Annotated in this window: 16 protein-coding genes; 13 read left to right on the top strand and 3 right to left on the bottom strand. The window is 60.4% G+C overall.

Annotated features, from left to right (window positions below):
- Positions 1-361: 361 nt before the first annotated feature.
- The 7 genes from P8X48_04250 (at position 362) to P8X48_04220 (ending at position 10537) form a co-directional block, all read left to right on the top strand.
- Positions 362-721: a response regulator gene (locus tag P8X48_04250; GenBank protein MEJ2106531.1), complete on the top strand. Its 360-nt coding sequence runs from the start codon at positions 362-364 to the stop codon at positions 719-721.
- A 61-nt stretch (positions 722-782) separates the two neighbouring features.
- Positions 783-1139: a response regulator gene (locus P8X48_04245; GenBank protein ID MEJ2106530.1), complete on the top strand. Its 357-nt coding sequence runs from the start codon at positions 783-785 to the stop codon at positions 1137-1139.
- Between the two features lie 84 nt (positions 1140-1223).
- Positions 1224-1700 carry a chemotaxis protein CheW gene (locus P8X48_04240; GenBank protein ID MEJ2106529.1) on the top strand — a complete coding sequence of 159 codons (477 nt, stop codon included), beginning with the start codon at positions 1224-1226 and terminating at the stop codon, positions 1698-1700.
- A 69-nt stretch (positions 1701-1769) separates the two neighbouring features.
- Positions 1770-3896 carry a methyl-accepting chemotaxis protein gene (locus P8X48_04235; GenBank protein MEJ2106528.1) on the top strand — a complete coding sequence of 709 codons (2127 nt, stop codon included), beginning with the start codon at positions 1770-1772 and terminating at the stop codon, positions 3894-3896.
- Positions 3897-3936: 40 nt separating this feature from the next.
- On the top strand, positions 3937-9585 hold the full coding sequence (locus P8X48_04230; protein ID MEJ2106527.1) for an Hpt domain-containing protein: 5649 nt from the start codon (positions 3937-3939) through the stop codon (positions 9583-9585).
- A 41-nt stretch (positions 9586-9626) separates the two neighbouring features.
- The gene (locus P8X48_04225) at positions 9627-10079 is read left to right on the top strand and encodes a hypothetical protein (protein ID MEJ2106526.1); all 453 of its coding nucleotides are present in this window, start codon (positions 9627-9629) and stop codon (positions 10077-10079) included.
- Positions 10076-10537 carry a chemotaxis protein CheW gene (locus P8X48_04220; protein MEJ2106525.1) on the top strand — a complete coding sequence of 154 codons (462 nt, stop codon included), beginning with the start codon at positions 10076-10078 and terminating at the stop codon, positions 10535-10537. The genes P8X48_04225 and P8X48_04220 overlap by 4 nt, the downstream gene beginning before the upstream one ends.
- Positions 10538-10545: 8 nt before the next feature.
- On the opposite strand, the gene P8X48_04215 is transcribed toward P8X48_04220, so the two are convergent.
- Together P8X48_04215 and P8X48_04210 are read right to left on the bottom strand one after the other, a co-directional pair.
- Positions 10546-11895, bottom strand: coding sequence for an adenosylmethionine--8-amino-7-oxononanoate transaminase (locus P8X48_04215; GenBank protein MEJ2106524.1), 1350 nt, complete (start codon positions 11893-11895; stop codon positions 10546-10548).
- A gap of 90 nt (positions 11896-11985) precedes the next feature.
- Positions 11986-12837 carry a PhnD/SsuA/transferrin family substrate-binding protein gene (locus P8X48_04210; protein MEJ2106523.1) on the bottom strand — a complete coding sequence of 284 codons (852 nt, stop codon included), beginning with the start codon at positions 12835-12837 and terminating at the stop codon, positions 11986-11988.
- Positions 12838-13060: 223 nt separating this feature from the next.
- Here P8X48_04210 and P8X48_04205 point away from each other — a divergent pair, with 223 nt between their 5' ends.
- From P8X48_04205 to fba, 6 genes are all read left to right on the top strand, one after another.
- The gene (locus tag P8X48_04205) at positions 13061-13864 is read left to right on the top strand and encodes an inositol monophosphatase (GenBank protein MEJ2106522.1); all 804 of its coding nucleotides are present in this window, start codon (positions 13061-13063) and stop codon (positions 13862-13864) included.
- Positions 13865-14249: 385 nt separating this feature from the next.
- Complete coding sequence (gene tkt / locus P8X48_04200; GenBank protein MEJ2106521.1) at positions 14250-16268, top strand: transketolase; 2019 nt, start codon at positions 14250-14252, stop codon at positions 16266-16268.
- 40 nt (positions 16269-16308) lie between these two features.
- On the top strand, positions 16309-17310 hold the full coding sequence (gap, locus tag P8X48_04195) for a type I glyceraldehyde-3-phosphate dehydrogenase (protein MEJ2106520.1): 1002 nt from the start codon (positions 16309-16311) through the stop codon (positions 17308-17310).
- Between the two features lie 131 nt (positions 17311-17441).
- Entirely contained in the window at positions 17442-18620 is a 1179-nt protein-coding gene (locus tag P8X48_04190) for a phosphoglycerate kinase (GenBank protein ID MEJ2106519.1), read from the top strand.
- 48 nt (positions 18621-18668) lie between these two features.
- A complete protein-coding gene (pyk, locus tag P8X48_04185; GenBank protein MEJ2106518.1) occupies positions 18669-20108 on the top strand; it encodes a pyruvate kinase in 1440 nt (479 codons plus the stop codon).
- An 86-nt stretch (positions 20109-20194) separates the two neighbouring features.
- Positions 20195-21259 (top strand): fructose-bisphosphate aldolase class II, encoded by a 1065-nt coding sequence (gene fba, locus P8X48_04180; protein MEJ2106517.1) that lies wholly within the window; start codon positions 20195-20197, stop codon positions 21257-21259.
- Positions 21260-21338: 79 nt separating this feature from the next.
- On the opposite strand, the gene P8X48_04175 is transcribed toward fba, so the two are convergent.
- A partial coding sequence (locus tag P8X48_04175) for a LysR substrate-binding domain-containing protein (GenBank protein ID MEJ2106516.1) occupies positions 21339-21662 on the bottom strand: 324 nt, incomplete at its 5' end.

The raw sequence follows: 21662 nt of genomic DNA, 5'->3' as shown, positions 1-21662 counted from the left end.
TGAAATGATAGCCTTTTCGCCCATAGCGGGCAGACTGGCTTCGGGTTGCCAATGGTAGCGCAAAGCCGTCCCGGGGCAACTGCTCAAGGTGGTGGTTGGCCCGGATCATGCTATATACAAGTTGATCCTTCATGGGTTTGCCGGCCTGACATCTCCGGGAGGATCAAATTCCGTGTCCCTCGCACGAAAAAAATGGATTTACCGGAGAATTTGTGCTAACAAATCATTATCATACGAGAGAAACCGGAGAAAATACATTTAAAGGTTCCCGGATCGCGGGAATTCCGGAAAATGTCGTGTACGAAAGCCGTCCGGGGAAGGCGGCGGGACGCTCAAGGGTGGGTGCGTGACAATAAAGGTTATGGTGATCGACGACAGCAACACCATCCGCCGTACGGCGGAGGCCTTGCTGAAGAAAGCCGGCTACGAGGTCTATACCGCGACCGACGGGTTTGAGGCCATGTCCGTCATCGCGGACAAGGAGCCCGATATCGTGTTCGTCGACATCATGATGCCGCGGCTGGACGGGTATCAGACCTGCCAGTTGATCAAGAACAACAAGAAATTCAGGCACACCCCGGTTGTGATGCTTTCAAGCAAGGATGGATTGTTTGACCGCGCCCGCGGACGAATCGCTGGCTCCGAAGAACATATTAATAAGCCGTTCACGCAGGAAGAACTGATTGAAGTGATCGACAAATACGTCAACAAGGCGGCCTGAGCGCCTCGCGTCCACTCGGCCAAGAACAACGCAGACGGAAAGACTGGAGAAGCACATGGCGATTCAAACGGTACTGGTGGTTGACGATTCACCCACAGATACGCACGTCCTGACGGAGATGCTCAAGAAGAACGGGTTCGACGTGATTAGCGCGGCAAGCGGCGAAGAAGGAATTGAAACGGCCAAGGCGCAGAAACCCGATCTGATCGTTATGGACGTCGTCATGCCCGGCATGAGCGGTTTTGAGGCCACGCGATCAATAACACGTGATCCGGACACCAGCGGAATTCCGGTCATCATCTGCACGACCAAGGATCAGGAGACGGACAAGGCCTGGGGCCTGAGACAGGGTGCCAAGGACTATGTTGTCAAGCCGGTTAACGAAGGCGACCTGATCGCCAAGATCAAGGCGCTTTGATCGGCCAAATCGTGGATTCGAGAGAGACTTATGGCCAACCCGCTTGAACTTTTGCAAAAGATGCAGCGGGACAGTATGGCCCGCATGCCAACACTTCCCCAGGAGGAAGAGCCGGTCGAGTATTGGTCCGGCGTCGGTTTCCGGGTAGGTGAGATGAATCTGGTTGCGCCGCTGGATCATGTGAGCGAGGTACTCCATGTCGAGAACTATACCGTGGTGCCCGGGACCCGTTCTTGGCTCAAGGGCGTGGCCAATGTACGCGGAAATCTGATCACCATTGTTGATCTGTCGGAATTTTTCGGTCGCAAGCCGGTTTTTATCGACCAGCACTCGCGGGTACTGGTCATGAATGTGGAGGGTCTGAACACGGCCCTGTTGGTGGATGACGTATTCGGTCTCCGGCATTTTGAGGAGGGCGATCGTCAGAAGATCTCTTCCGTGGACGATGCGCTTGGTTCCTACCTGAGTGGCGCGTTTTTGCGGGAAGGGTCTCTGTGGGGAGTGTTTGATTTCAACGCGCTCGCGGAGAGTGCGGCATTTCGTGCCGTGGGCGCGCACTAGGGCAATCTAAAAAACAGGGTCCGGTCCAGCCGGGGTACAGGACCCTCATCGCGAGTCGAGGTAGAGGTTATGGCTTTATTCAACAGAAAGTCCCCTTCGCTGGATCATCCGTCGGAGGACGTAATCGATCTGGCCGCCGGAGAGATCGCAGTCGACGAGCCGAGCCCGTCTGGCGGTCGCAAGCCATTCGCGGGTCTCGCGTCGGTGAACCTGCTTTCGGGTCTGCCGTTCCTTCTCGGCGGCATGGTGGTGTCATTCATTGCCGTGGCCTGGGTATTCGGGGTCAATGCAAACCTGGCCGATCGCGACAGCAAATATGTCCAGCTTTCGTCACAGCTGTTGATGTTGTCCCAGCGTCTTGCGAAGGATGCCCGGGAAGCGGTGCTTGGCGAGCCCGGTGCCTTCAAAAGCCTGAAAAAATCGCGCGACCGTTTTGAGGTCATCATGACTACCCTGCGTCGCGGCGATTCAGTTAACGGGATCCCCGCAAGTCCGGACTCGGTCCGGCCGGAACTGGCTGCCGTAACCAAGATCTGGGCGCCGCGGCCCAAGGAAGGCATGCGCGGCAACGTGGACCAGATTCTCAAGCAGCAAAAAACCATGCTTGCGATGAATGACCACGTGACCAAGATCAACCAGCTGGCCCCGTTGCTGCTGGCCGTGTCGGACGAAGTGGTGGAAAAGGGAAGCAGCGCGCGTATGAGCGCCAAGAACCTCTATATTGCCGCACGCCAGGGCATGTTGAGCCAGCGTATTGCCAAGGATGTGAACCTGTTCGCCAAGGGCGGTGCCGAAGCCGCGGTTGCGGCCGCCGAGTTCGGCAAGGACTCCAAGCTGTTCAAGGACACGCAACTACGTCTCCAGCGCGTGGCCCCTGCTTCGGTACAACCGAAACTCAAGGAGGCCGCCGGCGTATTCTCCGATATGAACAAGCACATCGAGGGCATTCTCGGCCAGGCCGCCGAGCTGTTTATTTCCCAGCGTGCCAGTACTGAAGTATTCAAGGAGTCGGACCCCTTGCTGGATGCCTCGCGCGGTCTGGTGGGTGCCTATACCGATCTGGGTCGCGAACGGGTCTGGTTGACCTACCTGACCTGGGTGATGGGTGGTGTTTCCATCGCATTCCTGCTTCTGCTGGGCCGCAAGCTGGTCGGCGACGAACGTGCCCGTGCCCGCGCACAGGAGGATCAGAACCGCGAAACCCAGGACGCCATTCTGAAACTGCTGGATGAGATGGGTGACCTTGCGGACGGCGACCTTTCAATTGAGCCCGAGGTGACCGAACAGATTACCGGGGCCATCGCGGACTCCATCAACTTTGCTGTGAAGGAGATGCGCGGACTGGTATCGCGAATCAAAACCGCGGCCCAGGAGGTGGCGCTCGCATCGGAACGAAGCCGGCAGACGGCGACCGAGTTGACCGAAGCCACCCTGCGTCAGGCGGCGCAGATTACCGAAACTACCGAGCGCGTTATGGAGATGGCCAAGTCGATGGAGAACATGTCGACATCGGCGGAGATGTCGGCCGAGGTGGCGCGCGGCTCGCTGACAACGGCAAAACGCGGGGCCGACGCGGTGCACGATACGATCACCGGTATGGACGACATGCGCGAACAGATTCAGGAAACGGCGAAACGAATCAAGCGCCTGGGCGAATCCTCGCAGCAGATTGGTGAAATCGTTGAACTGATCACCGACATTGCGGAACAGACCAACATCCTGTCGCTGAACGCGGCCATCCAGGCGGCCATGGCCGGTGAAGCGGGCCGCGGGTTCGCGGTCGTGGCCGATGAAGTGCAGCGCCTCGCGGAACGCTCTGCCGAGGCGACCAAGCAGATCGCGGAACTGGTGAAGACGATTCAGGCTGATACCAATGAGGCAGTGGCCTCCATGGAGCAGGCGACCAACGGTGTGGTGGAAACCACGCGCCTGGCGGATGCTGCGGGTCAGGCCCTGGGTGAGATCGAGTCGGTGAACGAGCAGCTCGCCTCGCTGATTGTCGATATCGCCAACGACGCCCGCATCCAGTCCGAGCACGCGACAACGGTATCCGGTTCCATGGCGCAGATTCAGGAGACGACGACGATGACTTCTTCCGGTACGCGCCAGACGGCGGAGTCCATTGGTCGTCTGTCCGATCTCGCGCGGGAACTGCAGGCCTCCGTGGCTGGCTTCAAGTTGCCGGCGGAACTCTGAGCGGGGTCTTGCCTGAACGGCAGCCCCGACAGGGAGAAGTATGAGCACCAGTAGCCAGGTCGATCCAAGTACCCTGGGATGGGTCAAGACTGAAATCGACGAGACGCTGAAGCAGGCGCGTCTCGCGCTGGAGACATTCGCCGAAGATAAGTCGGACGATACCCGTATCCGGTTCTGCATCACCCACCTCCACCAGGTGGTGGGCACGTTGCTGATGGTCGAACTGGACGGCGCCGCCATGTTGGCCAAGGAAACCGAGGCCCTGGCGGAGGCCATCTATTCCCACGATGTCGAAGCAAGCGATCCGGTAGTCGAGTCTCTGGTGCGCGGCATCCTGTCGATACCGGACTATCTTGCGCGCCTGCAATTCGGACAACCCGATTCTCCGATCCGCCTGCTGCCCCTGGTCAACGAGCTGAGGGCGGCCCACAATGTCGAGCCCATTTCCGAAGGCGAGCTGTTCAAGCCGGATCTTTCGGTTCGGCCGCCGGAAAGCAAGGAGGGTGAGAAACTCAAGGATCGTGAGTTCACGGAGCTGGTCCGCCAGTTGCGGCATCCGTTTCAGCAGGCCCTGCTTTCCTGGTTGCGCGAAAGTGGAGATCGGGCGCCGCTGGAAACCATGATCGGCATTGCCGACCGTTTGCGGGACGGTGCGCGCCTGGCGCCGGTCGAACAATTGTTCTGGGTCGCCGCCGCGCTGTTCGAGGCCTTTGCCGACAAGGGTCTGGAGGCAGGCAATGAACGCAAGCGCCTCGTTTCACGGACGGACCAGATTCTCAAGAAGATCATCGACGGGGCGGAGAAGTCGGCGATTCGAAGCGCTGCGGAAGATCTCGTTCGAGCCATGTTGTATGAAATCGGCCAGGCGCACAGTCGTGGTGAGCGGGTGAGCCAGCTGAAGCAGGCTTTCCATCTCGAGCAGATGGTTCCGCAGGTCAGCGAAGGTCTGGAAGACCTCCCCACGCCCGAGGTGATGAAGTCGGTGGGCGAGGCGCTGGGCGATGAAATCGGACAGGTGCAGGACATCCTGTCCGCCTATTTCGACGAGGAACAACCCGCAGCCAATACCCTCGAACCGCTGATCGAGCCCTTGCAGCGGATGTCGAGTACGCTGGAACTCCTGGGGGTCAAGCCCCTGAAGGAAATCACCGACGAGCTGATCGAGGTGACCCGGGCGATCGCCGATGGGCGCATCGCCGATCCCGAATCCGCATCCATGCCCATGGCCCGCGCCCTGTTGCTGGTCGAGCAGAGCACCCGTGAAATGCAGGGTTCACCGCTGGCGTGGAAGCAGCAGGTCGACGACGTCCTGTTCGTCCTGCGCAGCCTGTACCAGGAGGAAGGCGAGACACCGGCCGTGGATGGCCTCGTGGTGTCCGATGCGGCACTGAGTGACATCGAATTCCGCCAGCTCGCAAGCGTGGTGGGCGAAGAGGTTCGGGCGAATCTCGGTAGCGTGGAAGAGGCGCTCGAGGCCTTTGCCGCCAACTCCGGCCGCGTGGAACTGCTCGCACCGATTCCGCAGAATCTCAGCCAGATCGAGGGCGCCTTGCAGATCCTGGCTCAGGACCGAGCTGCAGACTTTACCCATCGGACCATGAACCGGATCGAGGAACTGCTCGACGGCAGGCTCGTAGCCAGCCCCGGGGTTCTGGACGGCATCGCGGTTTCGGTGGGAACGATTGGTGCCTACATGGACGGGCTGCAGTTCAACCGCGGCAACCTGGAATCCCTGCTCGATTCCGCCGATCACGATATGGAGGCGGCTATCGCCCGCGGCGGCGACGCCATCTCCGCGGCACCCCGTGAGCAGACCCTGGCGACCCTCGCCGGAGATATTCACGCGACCGTCTCACAGTGGACATCAAATTCCGATGACGTAGCTGCTCTGGATCGCCTCAAGCACAGTCTCTACCTGATCGGCGAACGGGCAAAAAGCGAGAACCAGGATGCGGTTTCGCAGATTGCGGCGGAGATGGCGGATCTCGTTCAGATCGTTGATACGGACCCCGATCAGTTGAACGACGATATCGTCGATACCATGCGTCAGTCGGCGGAACAGTTGCTGGATCTCTGCTTCAAGGCGAACGAGGGGGTTCCCGCGGCCGCGTCGGCCACGCCCACCACGCCGGTCGCACCGGCCCCGGCCGCCCCGGCGCCGGCACCCACGGCGCCCGTGTCCCAGGATATTGATGAAGAGATCATGGAGATCTTCATCGAGGATGCACGTGACTGCCTGCAGAACATTCAGCGTGATTATCCGGCCTGGAAGAACGAACCAGAAAACCTGGACCTGCTCAAGGAACTGCGCCGCAATTACCATACCCTCAAAGGCAGTGGACGCATGGTCGGTGCCAGTGACATCTCGGAACTGGCGTGGGCCATCGAAAACATGCTGAACAAGGTCCGTGACCGCAAGGTTTCCCATGCGCCGGGAATGTTTGCTCTCCTGGAGGAAGTGCAGGCAATCCTCCCGGCGATGATCGCGCATCTGGAAGGTGGGCCTTATTACAATGCTGATATCGACGGGATGCGGGCCCGCGCAGACGAATTCGCGGCCGGACAGACCTCGACCGAACCGGCATCGGCCCCTGTAGCGCGGCCGGAAAGCCCTGCTGCCGTGGTACCGGCAGCCGAGCCCGAACCGACGCCCGTGGTTTCGTCCGCAGGCCCGAGCCTGCCCGAGATGGACAGCACGCTGCGCCAGATCTTCGTCAGCGAGGCGCGCGGGCATCTGACAACCCTGGAGCAGGAGATTCGCACCTGCCGTTCAGCCGGAGGCTGCGCCATTTCGGCCAGTCTCCAGCGCGCCATACATACCTTGCGCGGCAGTGCCCGTTCGGTAGGACTGCAAAGCATGTCTGATGCCTGTGGAAACATGGAGCATTTGCTGCATGAGCTTGAGGCGGGTCAGCACCACCTGACCATGTCCCACCTCGATCTTCTCGATCGTATACATGATGAAGTCGATCGGCTGATTGTCCTGGTTGCCGAAGGGAATCGTGATGGCAGTGGCGTGATTCCGCGGCTGGTACAGCTCGCGCAGGATGTTGCCGCCACCGCCCAGGCCGAACTGGCCAGCCTTTCTCCAGCTGCAGGCCAGAGTTCCGAATCGGTTCAGGACGAAGCGCCGGTGGATCCGGCACCCGTCCCTGCGCCCGAGCCGGCAGCGCCCGCGCCGATTGCGAGCCCTCCGCCACCGGCTGCAGTGCCCGCAGAGCCGGCAGAGGAAGTCGACCACATCGATGCGGAACTGGTGGAGATCTTCCTTGAAGAGGCAATCGACCTGTTGCAGAGCATGGATCAGTCAGTGCAGCAGTGGCGCGACGATCCTAACGACCTGGATGCCCGGCACAGCCTGAAGCGCGCGCTCCATACAATCAAGGGTGGCGCCCGCATGGCCGGCGCGATGACCATGGGCAACCTGAGTCACAACACGGAGACCCTGCTGGAGCGTGTGGAGCAGGGCCAGGTGCAGGCCGACAAGAATCTGCTCGATCTGCTCGATGAGGTGCACGACACACTGGCATCCATGCTGGAGCAAATCCAGGCGGGCAAGCCGGTGAGCAGTGTGAGCGTACTGAACCGTCGCGTTGCCGGTTTCGGGGGTACGGAGCAGCCGCCCGCGGCTCCGACAATTCCGGCCGAGGCCCCGGCACCAACGCCGGTGTCGCCGCAGGCGGAAACATCATCAACCGAATCGATGGCGCCTGCACCCACGCCGCCGGTGGAGGAAGCTGGGGCTGCGCAAATTCCGGCGGAGGCGGAGCGACGCGACCGCCCCGACCGGCGCCGCGAGTCGCGTGGGTCCACGGATCGACGTACCCAGGCAGGGCAGATCCGCGTACGCACTACCTTGTTGAACGATCTCGTGAACTACGCCGGCGAGGTGAGTATTTCGCGCTCTCGTATGGAGCAGCAGATCTTCGGATTCCGGGAAAATCTGGGCGAGCTCCACCGCAATGTCTCCCGGTTCCGCGACCAGCTGCGCGAACTGGAAATCCAGTCCGAGTCCCAGATTTTGTTCCGTGCGGAACGGTCCGATACGACGCAGGACGCTGACTTCGATCCTCTGGAATTCGATCGCTTCTCCAAACTGCAGCAGCTCTCGCGCAGCCTGACCGAGAGCCTGCACGATCTGAGCTCGATTCAGTCCAGTCTGGGGAATCACGTCGGGGAAGCAGAAGCTGTACTCCAGCAACAGGCGCGACTGAATACGGACCTGCAGGAAGGTCTCATGCGTACGCGCATGGTTGAGTTCTCGACCCAGGCGCCGCGACTGCGTCACATCGTACGCCAGACCTCGCGCGAACTCGGCAAGGATGTGGAGCTGGACCTTTCCGGGGCAGATGTTGACATCGATCGCAACGTGCTCGAGCGCATGATTGGACCGTTCGAACACATGATTCGAAACGCGATCGATCATGGTATTGAGGGCGCCGACGGTCGCCGCAAGGCGGGCAAGGCTGAGGTAGGCCGAATTCGAATCGGGACGGCCCAGGAAGGCAGCGAGGTCGTGATCCGCTTCGCCGATGACGGTGCCGGTCTGAACGTGGATGCCATTCGGGAAAAGGCCATCGAGCGCGGCATGATGAGCGAGGACGCCACATTCAGCGACGAGGAAGTCGTGCAATTCATCCTGATCCCCGGTTTCTCGACGGCCAGGGCCATCACGCATCTGTCCGGCCGCGGCGTCGGCATGGATGTGGTTCACAGCGAAGTGAAACAACTCGGCGGTACCATGTCGGTGGACAGCGAGCCCGGGGTTGGTACGACGTTTGTCATCCGGCTTCCGCTCACTCTGTCCATCACGCAGGCCTTGATGATCCGGGTCGGAGACCAGCAGTTCGCGGTACCGATCTCCATGGTCGAAAACATCATCGAGGTGATGGCCGATACCCTGGATCAGGTGCGTATGGGCGACAAACCCATGCTGCATCACGGGGAAAAGATTTATCCATTTGCCCATCTGGCCGACAGCCTTGGCATCCCGGCCCAGTCCGCCGCCGCCGCGAAAGTCCCGGTTCTTTTGATCCGCAGTGGCTCGCGCGACATGGCCCTTCAGGTTGATGGCCTGGTCGGTACCCAGGAGGTGGTGATCAAGCCGGTCAGTCCGCAAGTCAGTTCCCTGCCGGGCATTGCCGGTGCCACCATCCTCGGTGACGGGCGGGTCGTGTTGATCCTCGATCTGGCCAGTCTTCTCCTCACGGATGAAGTCTTCCAGGTATCCCGTGCCGTGCCCCGGCAACCGGTGGCGTCTTCCGAGGCGATGGAGACAGCCTCCGAGGCACCTGCCGCTGCCCGACGACCGACCGTCATGGTGGTTGATGACTCCCTGACCGTGCGCAAGGTGACGAGCCGTACCCTGCAGAAGCACGGTATTGAATTCATGGTGGCCAAGGACGGGCAGGATGCGATCGAGCAATTGCAGCGGGGAGATCAACTGCCCGATGTCATGCTGGTCGATATCGAGATGCCGCGCATGGACGGGTATGAGTTGACGCAGCGGGTTCGGTCAGATTCGCGCCTGAAACACATTCCGATTATCATGATCACATCGCGTGCCGGGGAGAAGCATCGCAAGCGCGCATTTGATCTCGGCGTGAATGATTACATGAGCAAGCCGTACCAGGAAGACACTCTGATGGCGACGATCAAGACCCTGTTGCCGGCCGGTGTGGAGCTCTGAGGTTCGTTCTATTCGTGCCAGGGATTTTTCGGGAGTAGTTCGTGGTCGAGTCCGTTCGCCAGTATCTCCGTTTCACGATTGAGCATCGCAGCTACCTGTTGCCCAGTGGTGCCACCTTGTCCATTGAGCAGCGTGAAAGCATGTTCCTGAATCCGGACCAGAATGCACCCATCGTTGCCTGGCATGAGGCGCGCGGTGCCCGATGGCCCGCCTACGGTTTGACCGCGGAACTGCGCCAGGGGGTGGCACCACGCTGGCAACGGGCCGTATTCCTCCCCGCCAATCCGACACCGGTAGGCCTGGTCGCGGATGAGATTCAGCTGATCCCGCCGCAAACCGGAATCGAGGTCATGCCATTTTCCCCTCTCGGCCGTACCCCGGGATATGCCGGTCATTTATTCAACGGTGCGCGTGTCGACGAAGAGCCGGCGATACTCTTGCTGGAACCCAATGCCCTGGTTGCCCACCTGATAGCCATGGGGGGTACGGAATGAACACCCAGGTCAGCGACCGCCTGCATGCGCTGGTGATACCGACCCAGCGTGATTCCATTCTGGTTCCCAGTGCAATGACGGCGGAAATCCTTAACCTCCCTCCGCTGGCGCCGATCCCGTTCGCCGAGCCCTGGGTGCTGGGGTTGGCCGTATGGCGACACCGTGCTGTACCGGTGGTCTCCTTCGAGGTGCTCACGAATGCCGGCCCCGTACCCACGGCTCATCGGCGTGCGAAGCTGGTGGTGTTTCACCCCCTGCCCGGTCGAAACGAATGGGAATTCTTTGCCATCGTGGCATCTTCGGATCCGCAGCCATATACCGTCACTCAGGAGCTTCCTGTGGTCGCGAGTCTGAGTGCGCGTCCGCAAGATCGTTGCATTGGTGCCACGGTGAAGCTTGGGCGCTCCAACGTCATCATTCCGGATATGGACGCGATCCGCTCCCGTTTCTATCCCTGATCTGGGTCCTACACAACGGTGGCGGCACTGATTCCCTCCCATGCAGCTTCCACCATCTGTCCGATCTCTTCCTCGTTGATCACGTACGGGGGCATGAAATAGATGACATTGCCCAGTGGGCGCAGCAAGACACCCTTGTCCAACGCGTATCGGAAAACGGAAAGCCCGCGTCGTTCCTGCCAGGGAAACGCCTCCCGGGTTTCCCGGTCCCTGACCATCTCGATCGCAGCGATCATCCCTGTTTGTCGCACTTCGGCAACGTGCGGATGTTGTTCGAAACGTTTCAGGGAATCGGCGATCAATCTGGCGGTATCGCGGTTCCGGTCAATGATCCGGTCCTGTTCGAAGATATCCAGCGTGGCCAGCGCGGCGGCACAGGCGAGCGCGTTTCCTGTATAGCTGTGCGAATGCAGGAACCCTTTCTGGGTTTCGTAATTGTCGTAGAACGCCTGGTAAATGGATTCCCTGGTCATGCACACCGACAAGGGAAGGTAGCCTCCCGTAAGCCCTTTGCCGATGCAGAGAAAATCAGGGGTGATGCCGGCCTGTTCGCAGGCGAACATCGTACCCGTGCGTCCGAATCCCACCGCGATCTCATCGGCGATCAGGTGGACACCGTGGCGGTCGCAGGCCTCGCGCAACAAGGTCAGATAGACGGGATCGTACATGCGCATGCCGCCGGCACACTGCACCAACGGTTCCAAGATGACGGCGCAGGTCTCATGGGCATATTTCTGCAGGGCCTCTTCCATGTCGGCAAAGCGCCGCCGGCTATAGTCGGCCCAGCTTTCGTTCGGTTCACGAAAATAGCAATCGGGGGATGGGACGGTATGAACCGGCAGGAGCAGATCACTGTAGGTTTCCTTGTACAGTGCGACATCGCCCACCGCCAGCGCGCCCAGTGTTTCCCCGTGGTAGCTGTTGGACAGATTGATGAAACGCTTCTTGCGTGTATTCCCGCTATTGCGCCAGTAGTGGAAGCTCATCTTCAGGGCGATTTCCACGGCTGCCGATCCATTATCGGCGTAGAAGCAGCGGTCCAGTCCGGTCGGTGCGAGATCCCGCAGTCGCTCGGACAGGCGGATCAGGGGCTCATGGGTGAAGCCGGCGGTGATGACATGCTCAAGCAGGTCCGCCTGTTCGCGGACGGCGCCCGAAATGCGGGGGTTGGCGTGGCCGAATAGATTCACCCACCACGAACTGATGGCATCGATGTATTTCTTTCCGTCATAGTCTTCCAGCCACACTCCCTGGCCCCGCCGGATCGGGATGAGGGGAAGGGATTCGTGGTCTTTCATTTGCGTGCAGGGATGCCAAACTACACGCAAGTCGCGTTGCGCCAGGGACTCATTGTTCATGGCGCTAGTTTCGGTGGTCTTTGTGGACGATTCAAGCAAGCGGGCCGGCATCAAGCCGGCCCGCGTGCAGGCGATGTCGAAAGGGGAGGGCTAGAAACCCCAGTAGGTCTTGAGGATGCTCTGCTGTCCGGTATAGATCGATGCCGAGGCCGGGTCGAACTTTGGAAAGCCGATTTCTTTGAGCATGCGTTTACCATCCGGCCGGTTTGCCGCATCGACCATGGCCTGGCGAATCTCTTTCTGCACCTTCGGGGTGACCCCCGCGCTTGCGGAAAGTGCGATGTGCGGGATGGGTTCGGTCGTGGTGACCACGCTAATGTGTGCCCCCTGTCCCATACGCTGGGCGACGATGGGCGTGGGAATGATGGCCGCTTCCGCCTTGCCATTCAGCACCATTTTTACGCCCGTCTGCGAATCCGGGACCTCAATCATGATCGGCTGGCGAGCCGGGTTCGGGAACATCCCGCTCAGGCGCGCGGCGCCGATGCTGGGAGCCCCCAGGGTAGCCACGGTCTTGCCGGTGAGTTCACTCGGATCAAAGATGATGTTGTCGTCGCGGACGACCAGGCTGTAACTCACCGTCGCCGGCACCTTGGCCAGGACGTGGAAGTGGAATTTGTTGGCTCGATAGGCAGTAAAATGCGCCGCATCGAAATACAGCGTATTGTCGGGGTCACGCAACATATCGCTCCAATAGGCCATAAAATTCGGCCAGGTTTTGACGGTTACGGGCTCACCTGTAGCCTTGGAGAGATATTCCGCCAGGGGCGCGAACGCCTTTCTGGTCTGGGCTTCGCTCAGGACCGGCTGGACCGCAAGTACAAGGCCCTGGTCGGCCGCCGGAACTGCCTGAGCCGCGCCCAGCATAGTGATCCACAACCACACAGAAATAGCGGAAATACGAGAAATGCGGCCTGCAATGGCTTTGGTTGACACGTTCATTTGCACCTCCACGGAATATGGGCCTCGTTGCGATGCCGCGAGCTTCCATACTGTGAAAAATGCACATTCTGTGCCAATAAAACCGCTAAAAACTCCGGTAATTCAGGCCTCTGTCCGATGTGCTGCGATAGAGCAAAAGGGTCGGTTTTTTAAGTATAGTTGGTGAATTTGCGGTGGGGTGGCCGATTTTCGGTCGGCCGCGGAAGCCCCGGAAGGAGGGTCGGTGTTACCGGATTTGGGCGAACTGTCGGAAATTGTCATCCGCACCGCGCAGGAGGAACTGGTTCCCCGTTTTGCGGAGGTGGCTCGCACCCATAAGACGGACGGGAGTATTGTCACTGCCGCCGATCTCGCCATGCAGGCGGCTTTGACCCGTGAGTTGGCCGAGCGCTGGCCCCAATACGGGCTGCTCGGGGAAGAGATGACGGAATCAGAGCAGCAGCACCTGTGGGATCACCCGGGACCGGGGATCTGGGTGCTGGATCCCCTGGATGGCACCAGCAACTTCGCCACCGGGATCCCGTTTTTTTCGGTTTCCCTGGCCCTGGTCATCGGCGGCGATCCGGTACTGGGCCTGGTGCTGGACCCTCTCCGCAATGAGTGTTTTACCGCAGAACGGGGGAATGGGGCCCGGCTGAATGGAGGCCCGCTGACCAGCGCAGTCCCCGGCATACCGTTGCGCCGGAGTATCGCTGTGGTCGATTTCAAACGCTTGTCGGATCCCCTGGCGGCGCGCCTGGGAGCCGAACCGCCCTTCGGATCCCAGCGAAATTTTGGTTCCAGTGCCCTGGACTGGTGCTGGCTTGCCGCCGACCGCTATCAGATCTACGTCCACGGCGGCCAGAAATTGTGGGACTACGCCGCCGGCAGCCTGATCTTCGAGGAGGCCGGGGGCCATGCCGTCACCCTGGATGGGGAGTGCGTGTACTGCGGCGGCTTCGAATCCCGGTCCGTGGTGGCAGCCCTGGATGAGGGCCTATTTAAGGAATGGTACGGGTGGATCGTGGGCGAAGACCTCGGGTCCTGAGCTTACCCGGCAAGGATTGAGCCTCAAATCCCCCTATAAAGGCGACAATTCCCGATTTTTCCCTTCGATTCGCCGGATTTCCCCCGCTGCTATTGCCCAATCACCTGCCCTGAGGGAGAATACGCGACCGCTTGGACCCGGGCCGGTCGGTTTGCGCGTGCGCCGCGATCAGAACCGAAAGGGCAACCAGGGTCAGAATCCCTGTCCGAAGAGGCCAACTGGCGGCGACATCCGCCGTGTTTGGGACCACTTTTTTCAGCGGCAGGGCCGGACAAGTGCCGGCCTAGGGGCGAACAGAGCGCCGCGGGCGCGGACAAAAATTACAGATGACGGCGTCGCGCCAACGCCGACCAAAGAATTCAAGAAACGTACGAGGGCTTAACCTATGTCAGCGAAACCTGAACACGCAACGCCGGGTCGACGAGATCTTGCCAACGCCATCCGTGCCCTGAGCATGGACGCGGTGCAAAAAGCCAATTCGGGACACCCCGGCGCACCCATGGGCATGGCCGATATTGCCGAGGTCTTGTGGAACGATTTCCTGCAGCACAATCCGGAAAATCCGAAGTGGTGGAACCGTGACCGGTTCGTTCTTTCCAACGGTCACGGCTCGATGCTGATCTATTCCCTGCTGCATCTGACCGGCTATCCGCTGACCATCGACGATATCAAGAACTTCCGTCAGCTTCATTCCAAGACCCCGGGCCACCCGGAGTATGGCTACACCGCCGGCATCGAGACCACGACCGGTCCTCTGGGTCAGGGCATCACCAATGCCGTCGGCATGGCGCTGGCGGAGAAAGTGCTGGGCGGGCAGTTCAACCGCGACGGGCACCATATTATTGATCACTACACCTACTGCTTCCTCGGCGACGGCTGTCTGATGGAGGGCATCTCCCACGAGGCCTGCTCGTTTGCCGGTACCATGGGTCTGGGCAAGCTGATCGCTTTCTGGGACGACAACGGGATTTCCATTGACGGCCACGTGGACGGCTGGTTCACCGACGACACCGCCAAGCGTTTCGAGGCCTACGGCTGGCATGTGGTGCGCGACGTCGACGGCCACGACCCCGATTCCGTCGCCAAGGCCATCCATGAGGCCCGTTCGGTCAACGACAGGCCCAGCATGATCTGCTGCAAGACTGTGATCGGCTTTGGCGCCCCCAACCTGTGCGGTAGCCACGATTGTCACGGCGCGGCCCTGGGCGAGGACGAGGTTGCCGCCACCCGCGAGAACCTGGGGTGGCCCTATGCCCCGTTCGAGATCCCGGCCGAGATCTATGCCGGCTGGGACGCCAAGAAGAAGGGTGGCGAGGCCGAGGCCAAGTGGAATGAAAAATTCGACGCCTACAAGAAGGCCCACCCGGACCTGGCGGCCGAACTGGAGCGCCGCATGAATGGCGAGTTCCCGGCCAACTGGGAGAAGGATGCGGCTGCCTACATCAAGGCAACGGCGGCGAAGGGCGAATCCAAGGCCACGCGCCAGGCCTCGCAGGCGGCCATCAACGGCTACGCGCCGCTGCTGCCGGAAATGCTGGGCGGTTCCGCCGACCTGACCGGTTCGAACAACACCAACTGGAAGGGTTCGGTCTCGATCAGCAGCACGGTAACCGACGGCAACTACCTTCACTACGGTGTGCGCGAGTTCGGCATGACCGCCATGATGAACGGCATGGCCTTGCATGGCGGCTTCATCCCGTATGGCGGCACCTTCCTCGTGTTCTCGGACTATGCCCGCAACGCCGTGCGCATGTCGGCCCTGATGAAGCAGCGGGTGATCAACGTCTATACCCACGACTCCATCGGTCTGGGTGAGGACGGCCCCACCCATCAGCCGATCGAGCACGTAAGCTCCCTGCGCCTGATCCCGAACAGCTCGGTCTGGCGTCCGTGTGACATGGTGGAAACCGCGGTCGCGTGGAAGGCGGCACTGGAGCGCAAGGATGGTCCGACCTCGCTGGTCCTGACACGTCAGGGTCTTCCGCACCAGAATCGCTCGGATGAGCAGATTACCAACATCACCCGCGGCGGTTATGTCCTGCGCGATACCGACGGCACCCCGGAGGCGATCCTGATCGCCACCGGTTCCGAGGTCGGCATCGCCATGGAGGCGGCGGAGTCGCTCGCCGGCAAGGGCAAGAAGGTGCGCGTGGTGTCCATGCCGTCCACCGATCTGTTCGACAAGCAGGATGCCGCCTATCGCGAATCGGTTCTGCCGGCTGCCGTGACCAAACGTGTCGCCGTGGAAGCGGGCGTGACCAGCTACTGGGCCAAGTACGTTGGCCTCGAGGGTCGTGTTGTCGGTATCGATCGCTTCGGCGAGTCGGCTCCGGCCAAGGACCTGTTCAAGGAATTCGGCTTTACCGCGGAGAACGTCGCGAAGACCGTGGAAGAGCTTCTGTAAGGTTTTTTGATTTATCTGTTCAAACTTTTGGAGATGAAAAATGGCAATTAAAGTCGGTATTAACGGATTCGGTCGAATCGGCCGCATGGCGTTTCGCGCCATCGCGAATGAGTTTCCCGATATCGAAGTGGTCGGCATCAATGACCTGTTGGATCCGGACTACCTGGCCTATATGCTGAAGTACGATTCGGTACACGGCCGCTTCCCGGGCGAAGTCTCGGTCGAAGGCAACAACATGATCGTCAACGGCAAGAAGATCCGTCTGACCGCCGAACGCGATCCTGCAAACCTGAAGTGGGGCGACGTCGGTGCCGAGATTGTCATCGAGTCCACCGGCTTCTTCCTGACCGAGGAAACCTGTCAGAAACACATTGAGGCCGGTGCCAAGAAGGTGGTTCAGAGTGCGCCTTCCAAGGACGCCACACCGATGTTCGTCTATGGCGTGAACCACGAAGACTATGCGGGACAGGCCATCGTTTCGGCGGCTTCCTGCACCACCAACTGCCTGGCGCCCGTGGCCAAGGTGCTGCACGACAACTGGGGCATCAAGCGTGGCCTGATGACCACGGTCCATGCCGCCACCGCAACCCAGAAGACCGTTGACGGCCCGTCGCAGAAGGACTGGCGCGGCGGCCGCGGTATCCTGGAGAACATCATTCCGTCGTCCACCGGTGCCGCCAAGGCCGTGGGCAAGGTGCTGCCTTCCCTCAATGGCAAGCTGACCGGCATGGCCTTCCGCATCCCGTCTTCCGATGTTTCCGTGGTTGACCTGACCTGCGAACTGGAGAAGCCGGCCAAGTATGAAGACATTTGCGCGGCCATGAAGAAGGCCTCCGAGTCCGGCGATATCAGCAAGACCCTGGGCTACACGGATGAGAAGGTGGTTTCCACCGATTTCCGTGGCGTTGGCTTCTCGTCCATCTTCGATGCCGAGGCCGGCATCCAGCTCGACGATACCTTCGTCAAGGTCGTGTCCTGGTACGACAATGAGTACGGCTACACCTGCAATATGCTGCGCTTCCTGCAGCACGTCGCGAAGTAGCCGACCCGACATCCAACACAGGATCCCCGCCGCGGAAGCGGTGGGGACATTCCTGTCGTCGGATCGACCCGGTTCACGTGGTCCAGTCGACGCAGGTTTGTAACCTAATAAGAGTTAAGAGAGATTACGCCATGTCTGTCATCAAGATGTCCGATCTTGATCTGGCCGGGAAGCGCGTGTTGATTCGGCAGGACCTGAACGTTCCGATCAAGGATGGCCAGGTCTCCAGCGACAAGCGGATTCGCGCCAGCCTTCCGACCATCGAGCAATGTGTGAAGGCCGGGGCCAAGGTCATGATCATGTCTCACCTGGGTCGCCCGACCGAAGGCGAGTACGACGAACAGTTTTCCCTGCGCCCGGTCGCCGAGCGCCTTTCCAGTCTGCTTGGCCAGAAAGTCAGCCTGGTGCGCGACTGGCTGGATGGCGTCGGAGAAATGAAAGATGGCGACGTCGTTCTGTGCGAGAACGTGCGCTTCAACAAGGGTGAAAAGAAGGACGACGACGAGCTTTCGAAACGGATGGCCGCCCTGTGCGACATATACGTGATGGACGCCTTCGGGACCGCCCATCGCGCCCAGGCGTCCACCCATGGGGTGGCCAAGTATGCACCTGTGGCCTGTGCCGGTCCGCTGTTGGCGGCGGAGCTTGACGCCCTGGGCAAGGCCCTGGACAGCCCGGCGCGCCCGATGGTGGCCATCGTCGGTGGCTCCAAGGTGTCGACCAAGCTTACGGTACTGGATTCCCTGTCCAAGGTGGTTGATCAGTTGATCGTCGGCGGCGGCATCGCCAACACCTTCATCGCGGCCGCGGGTTTCAATGTCGGCAAGTCGCTGTACGAGGCCGATCTGGTAGACGAGGCGAAGCGCCTGATGGAAGCGGCCAGGGCCAAGGGCGGCGAGATTCCGGTGCCGGTGGATGTGGTCTGCGGCAAGGAGTTTTCCGAGAATGCAGCGGCCGAAACCAAGAAGGTGGAGGAAGTTACCGACGACGACATGATCTTCGATGTCGGTCCGGAAACCGCGAAGATGTACGCCGAGATTCTGAAAAAGGCCGGAACCATCGTCTGGAACGGACCGGTTGGAGTATTTGAATTCGACCAGTTCGGCGAAGGCACGAAGACCCTGGGGCTGGCGATCGCCGAGAGCAGTGCGTTCTCGATCGCCGGTGGTGGGGACACCCTGGCCGCGGTCGACAAGTACGGAATCGCCGACAAGGTCTCCTATATTTCCACTGGTGGCGGCGCCTTCCTCGAGTTTCTCGAAGGGAAGAAGTTGCCTGCGGTGGCAATGCTGGAAGAACGGGCGGGATAGTAGAGTTGCGGCGGCCAATGGCTGCCGCACTTCATTCACGACAAGAATATGCTGCGCAGAACCAAAATTGTTGCCACTCTCGGTCCCGCGACCGATGACCCCAAGGTGCTGGACAAGCTGATCGAGGCATCGGTGGATGTCGTGCGGCTGAATTTCTCCCATGGAACTTCGGATATGCATCGACAAAGGGCGGATGCGGCGCGCGAGCGTGCCGCGGCGCACGGGCGCCAGATCGGCGTGATGGCCGATCTGCAGGGCCCCAAGATACGTGTCGGCAAGTTCAAGAAGGGCAAGGTAAGCCTGAAAGAAGGCGACACCTTTGTCCTGGACGCATCGTATTCCCTGGACGACGGCACATCTGAGCGGGTGGGAGTGACCTATGCCCCGCTGGCCCAGGATGTGGATCGGGGCAACACCCTGCTGCTGGACGATGGACGAATTGTTCTCTGGGTTGAACAGGTTGAAGGTCCCCAGGTCATCTGCCGGGTCACCGTTGGCGGTGAGTTGTCCGACAACAAGGGAATTAACCGCCAGGGCGGCGGGCTGTCGGCGAGCGCGCTTACCGACAAGGACAAGGAAGACATAAAAACCGCCGCGGACATCGAGGCGGACTACGTCGCGGTTTCCTTTTGCCGCAGCGCGGACGATATCAATGAGGCGCGTGAACTTCTTCGCGCGGCCGGTGGCCATGGCGGCATCGTCGCCAAGATCGAAAGGGCGGAGGCGGTGGACAATTTCGAGGAAATTGTTCGCGTCGCCGACGTAATCATGGTCGCCCGTGGTGACCTCGGGGTTGAGTTGGGGGACGCCGCGCTACCGCCGATCCAGAAACGCCTGATCAAGATCGCGCGCGACATGAATCGTGTCGTGATCACGGCGACGCAGATGATGGAATCCATGATCGAGAACGCGATTCCGACGCGTGCCGAAGTCTCGGACGTGGCCAATGCCGTCATCGATGGCACCGACGCGGTCATGCTTTCCGCCGAAACCGCCGCTGGCAAGCATCCTATCGCCGCGGTATCGGCCATGGATCGTGTGTGCAAGGTCGCGGAGCAGACCCGTGAGGTGACACGCTCGGAGCATCGACTGGATATCAAGTTCGGTCGTATCGACGAGGCCATCGCAATGGCCAGCATGTATTCGGCCAACCATTTGCCGGTTCGTGCAATTGCATCGCTGACGGAATCGGGTTCGACCGCGCTGTGGATGTCGCGCATCAGTTCCGGCGTGCCCATTTACGCCATGACGCCCCATGTGTCGACCCGGCGCAAGGTGACCCTGTATCGCGGCGTCTATCCGGTCAATTTCGTGAATCCCTCGGACAATCCGGAGGAAGTGCTGAATGAAGCCGTGGACGAACTGCGTCGCCGGTCGGCTGTGCGCGACGGCGATATCGTGATTCTGACTATTGGTGAACCGCTGGCCAAACCGGGCGGCACCAATACCATGAAGATCGTCCGGGTTGGTGAGTTGATCCCGGACTAGTCGATTTTTCTTTACCTTTGTTTGATTTATATTCTTTCGCAAATTTTCGGAACGAACATCCAATTTAGCTAAATTAGGAGGACGCAATGGCTCTTATCTCGCTGCGCCAACTGCTGGACCACGCCGCCGAATACGCTTATGGCGTGCCGGCGTTCAACGTCAACAACATGGAACAGATGCGCGCCATCATGGAGGCCGCGGATGAAACCGACAGCCCGGTGATCGTGCAGGCCTCTGCCGGTGCCCGCAAGTACGCCGGCGCCCCGTTCCTGCGCCACCTGATTCTGGCGGCGATCGAGGAATGGCCGCACATCCCGGTGGTCATGCATCAGGATCACGGTGCCAGCCCGGCCGTGTGCCAGCGTTCCATCCAGCTCGGCTTTTCCTCTGTCATGATGGACGGGTCGCTGATGGAAGACATGAAGACCCCGTCCAGCTACGAGTACAACGTGGACGTGACCAAGACCGTGGTCGATATGGCCCACGCCTGCGGCGTATCCGTGGAAGGCGAGCTTGGCTGTCTCGGTTCGCTCGAGACCGGTATGGCGGGCGAGGAAGACGGTTCCGGCGCCGAGGGCAAACTGGATGAGTCTCAACTCCTGACCGATCCGGAGCAGGCCGCAGACTTCGTGAAGAAGACCGGCGTGGACGCCCTGGCTATTGCCATCGGCACCAGTCACGGTGCGTACAAGTTCACCCGTCCACCGACAGGAGACATTCTGGCCATCGACCGCATCAAGGAGATCCATGCGCGCATCCCCAACACCCATCTGGTGATGCACGGCTCCAGCTCGGTTCCGCAGGAATGGCTCAAGATCATCAATGAGTTTGGCGGTGACATGGGCGAGACCTATGGCGTGCCGGTGGAAGAGATCGCCGAGGGCATCAAGAACGGCGTGCGCAAGGTCAACATCGATACCGATCTGCGCATGGCCAGTACCGGTGCGGTTCGCAAGTTCCTCGCGGAGAACAAGAAGGAGTTCGATCCGCGCAAGTGGCTGATCGCTTCGACCAATGCCATGCGCGATATTTGTAAGGCGCGTTACGAAGCCTTCGGGACCGCGGGCAACGCCAGCAAGATCAAGGCAATGTCCCTCGAAGCCATGGTTGGTCGTTACCAGAGCGGCGAACTGGAGCCCAAGGTCAAGTAAGCCGACCTACGGGTGAGTTGATGGAAAAGGGCGGGCTTCCCGCCCTTTTCTTATTGGTGGTCCTTTCTCAAGCCTGAATTCACGATGCGGACCGGCGCGCGGGCACGACAGCCCGAACCTGACCCGCTTGATCCGCAGTCTGAACAAGCAGGAAGCGCTTGAATGTCTCGGCCGCGGCGGAGAGCCGCTTGCCCTTTCGGTGGACCACATACCAGTGGCGCATGATCGGGAAGTGCTGGGCATCCAGTATCGCGAGCCGACCGCTCTGCAGTTCCAGTTCCAGGGTGTGGATGGAAACGATCCCGAGACCCAGGCCTGCCTCCACCGCCTGTTTGATGGCCTCGTTGCTGGTCATTTCCATGCCGGTGGTCAGTTCGATGCCCAGTTCGTGGAAAAACCGTTC

The sequence above is a fragment of the Acidiferrobacteraceae bacterium genome, assembly GCA_037388825.1.
GTDB lineage: Bacteria > Pseudomonadota > Gammaproteobacteria > Acidiferrobacterales > JAJDNE01 > JARRJV01.
Note: the sequence above shows the minus strand (reverse complement) of the source record. Positions and strands in the feature narration are given on the sequence as shown.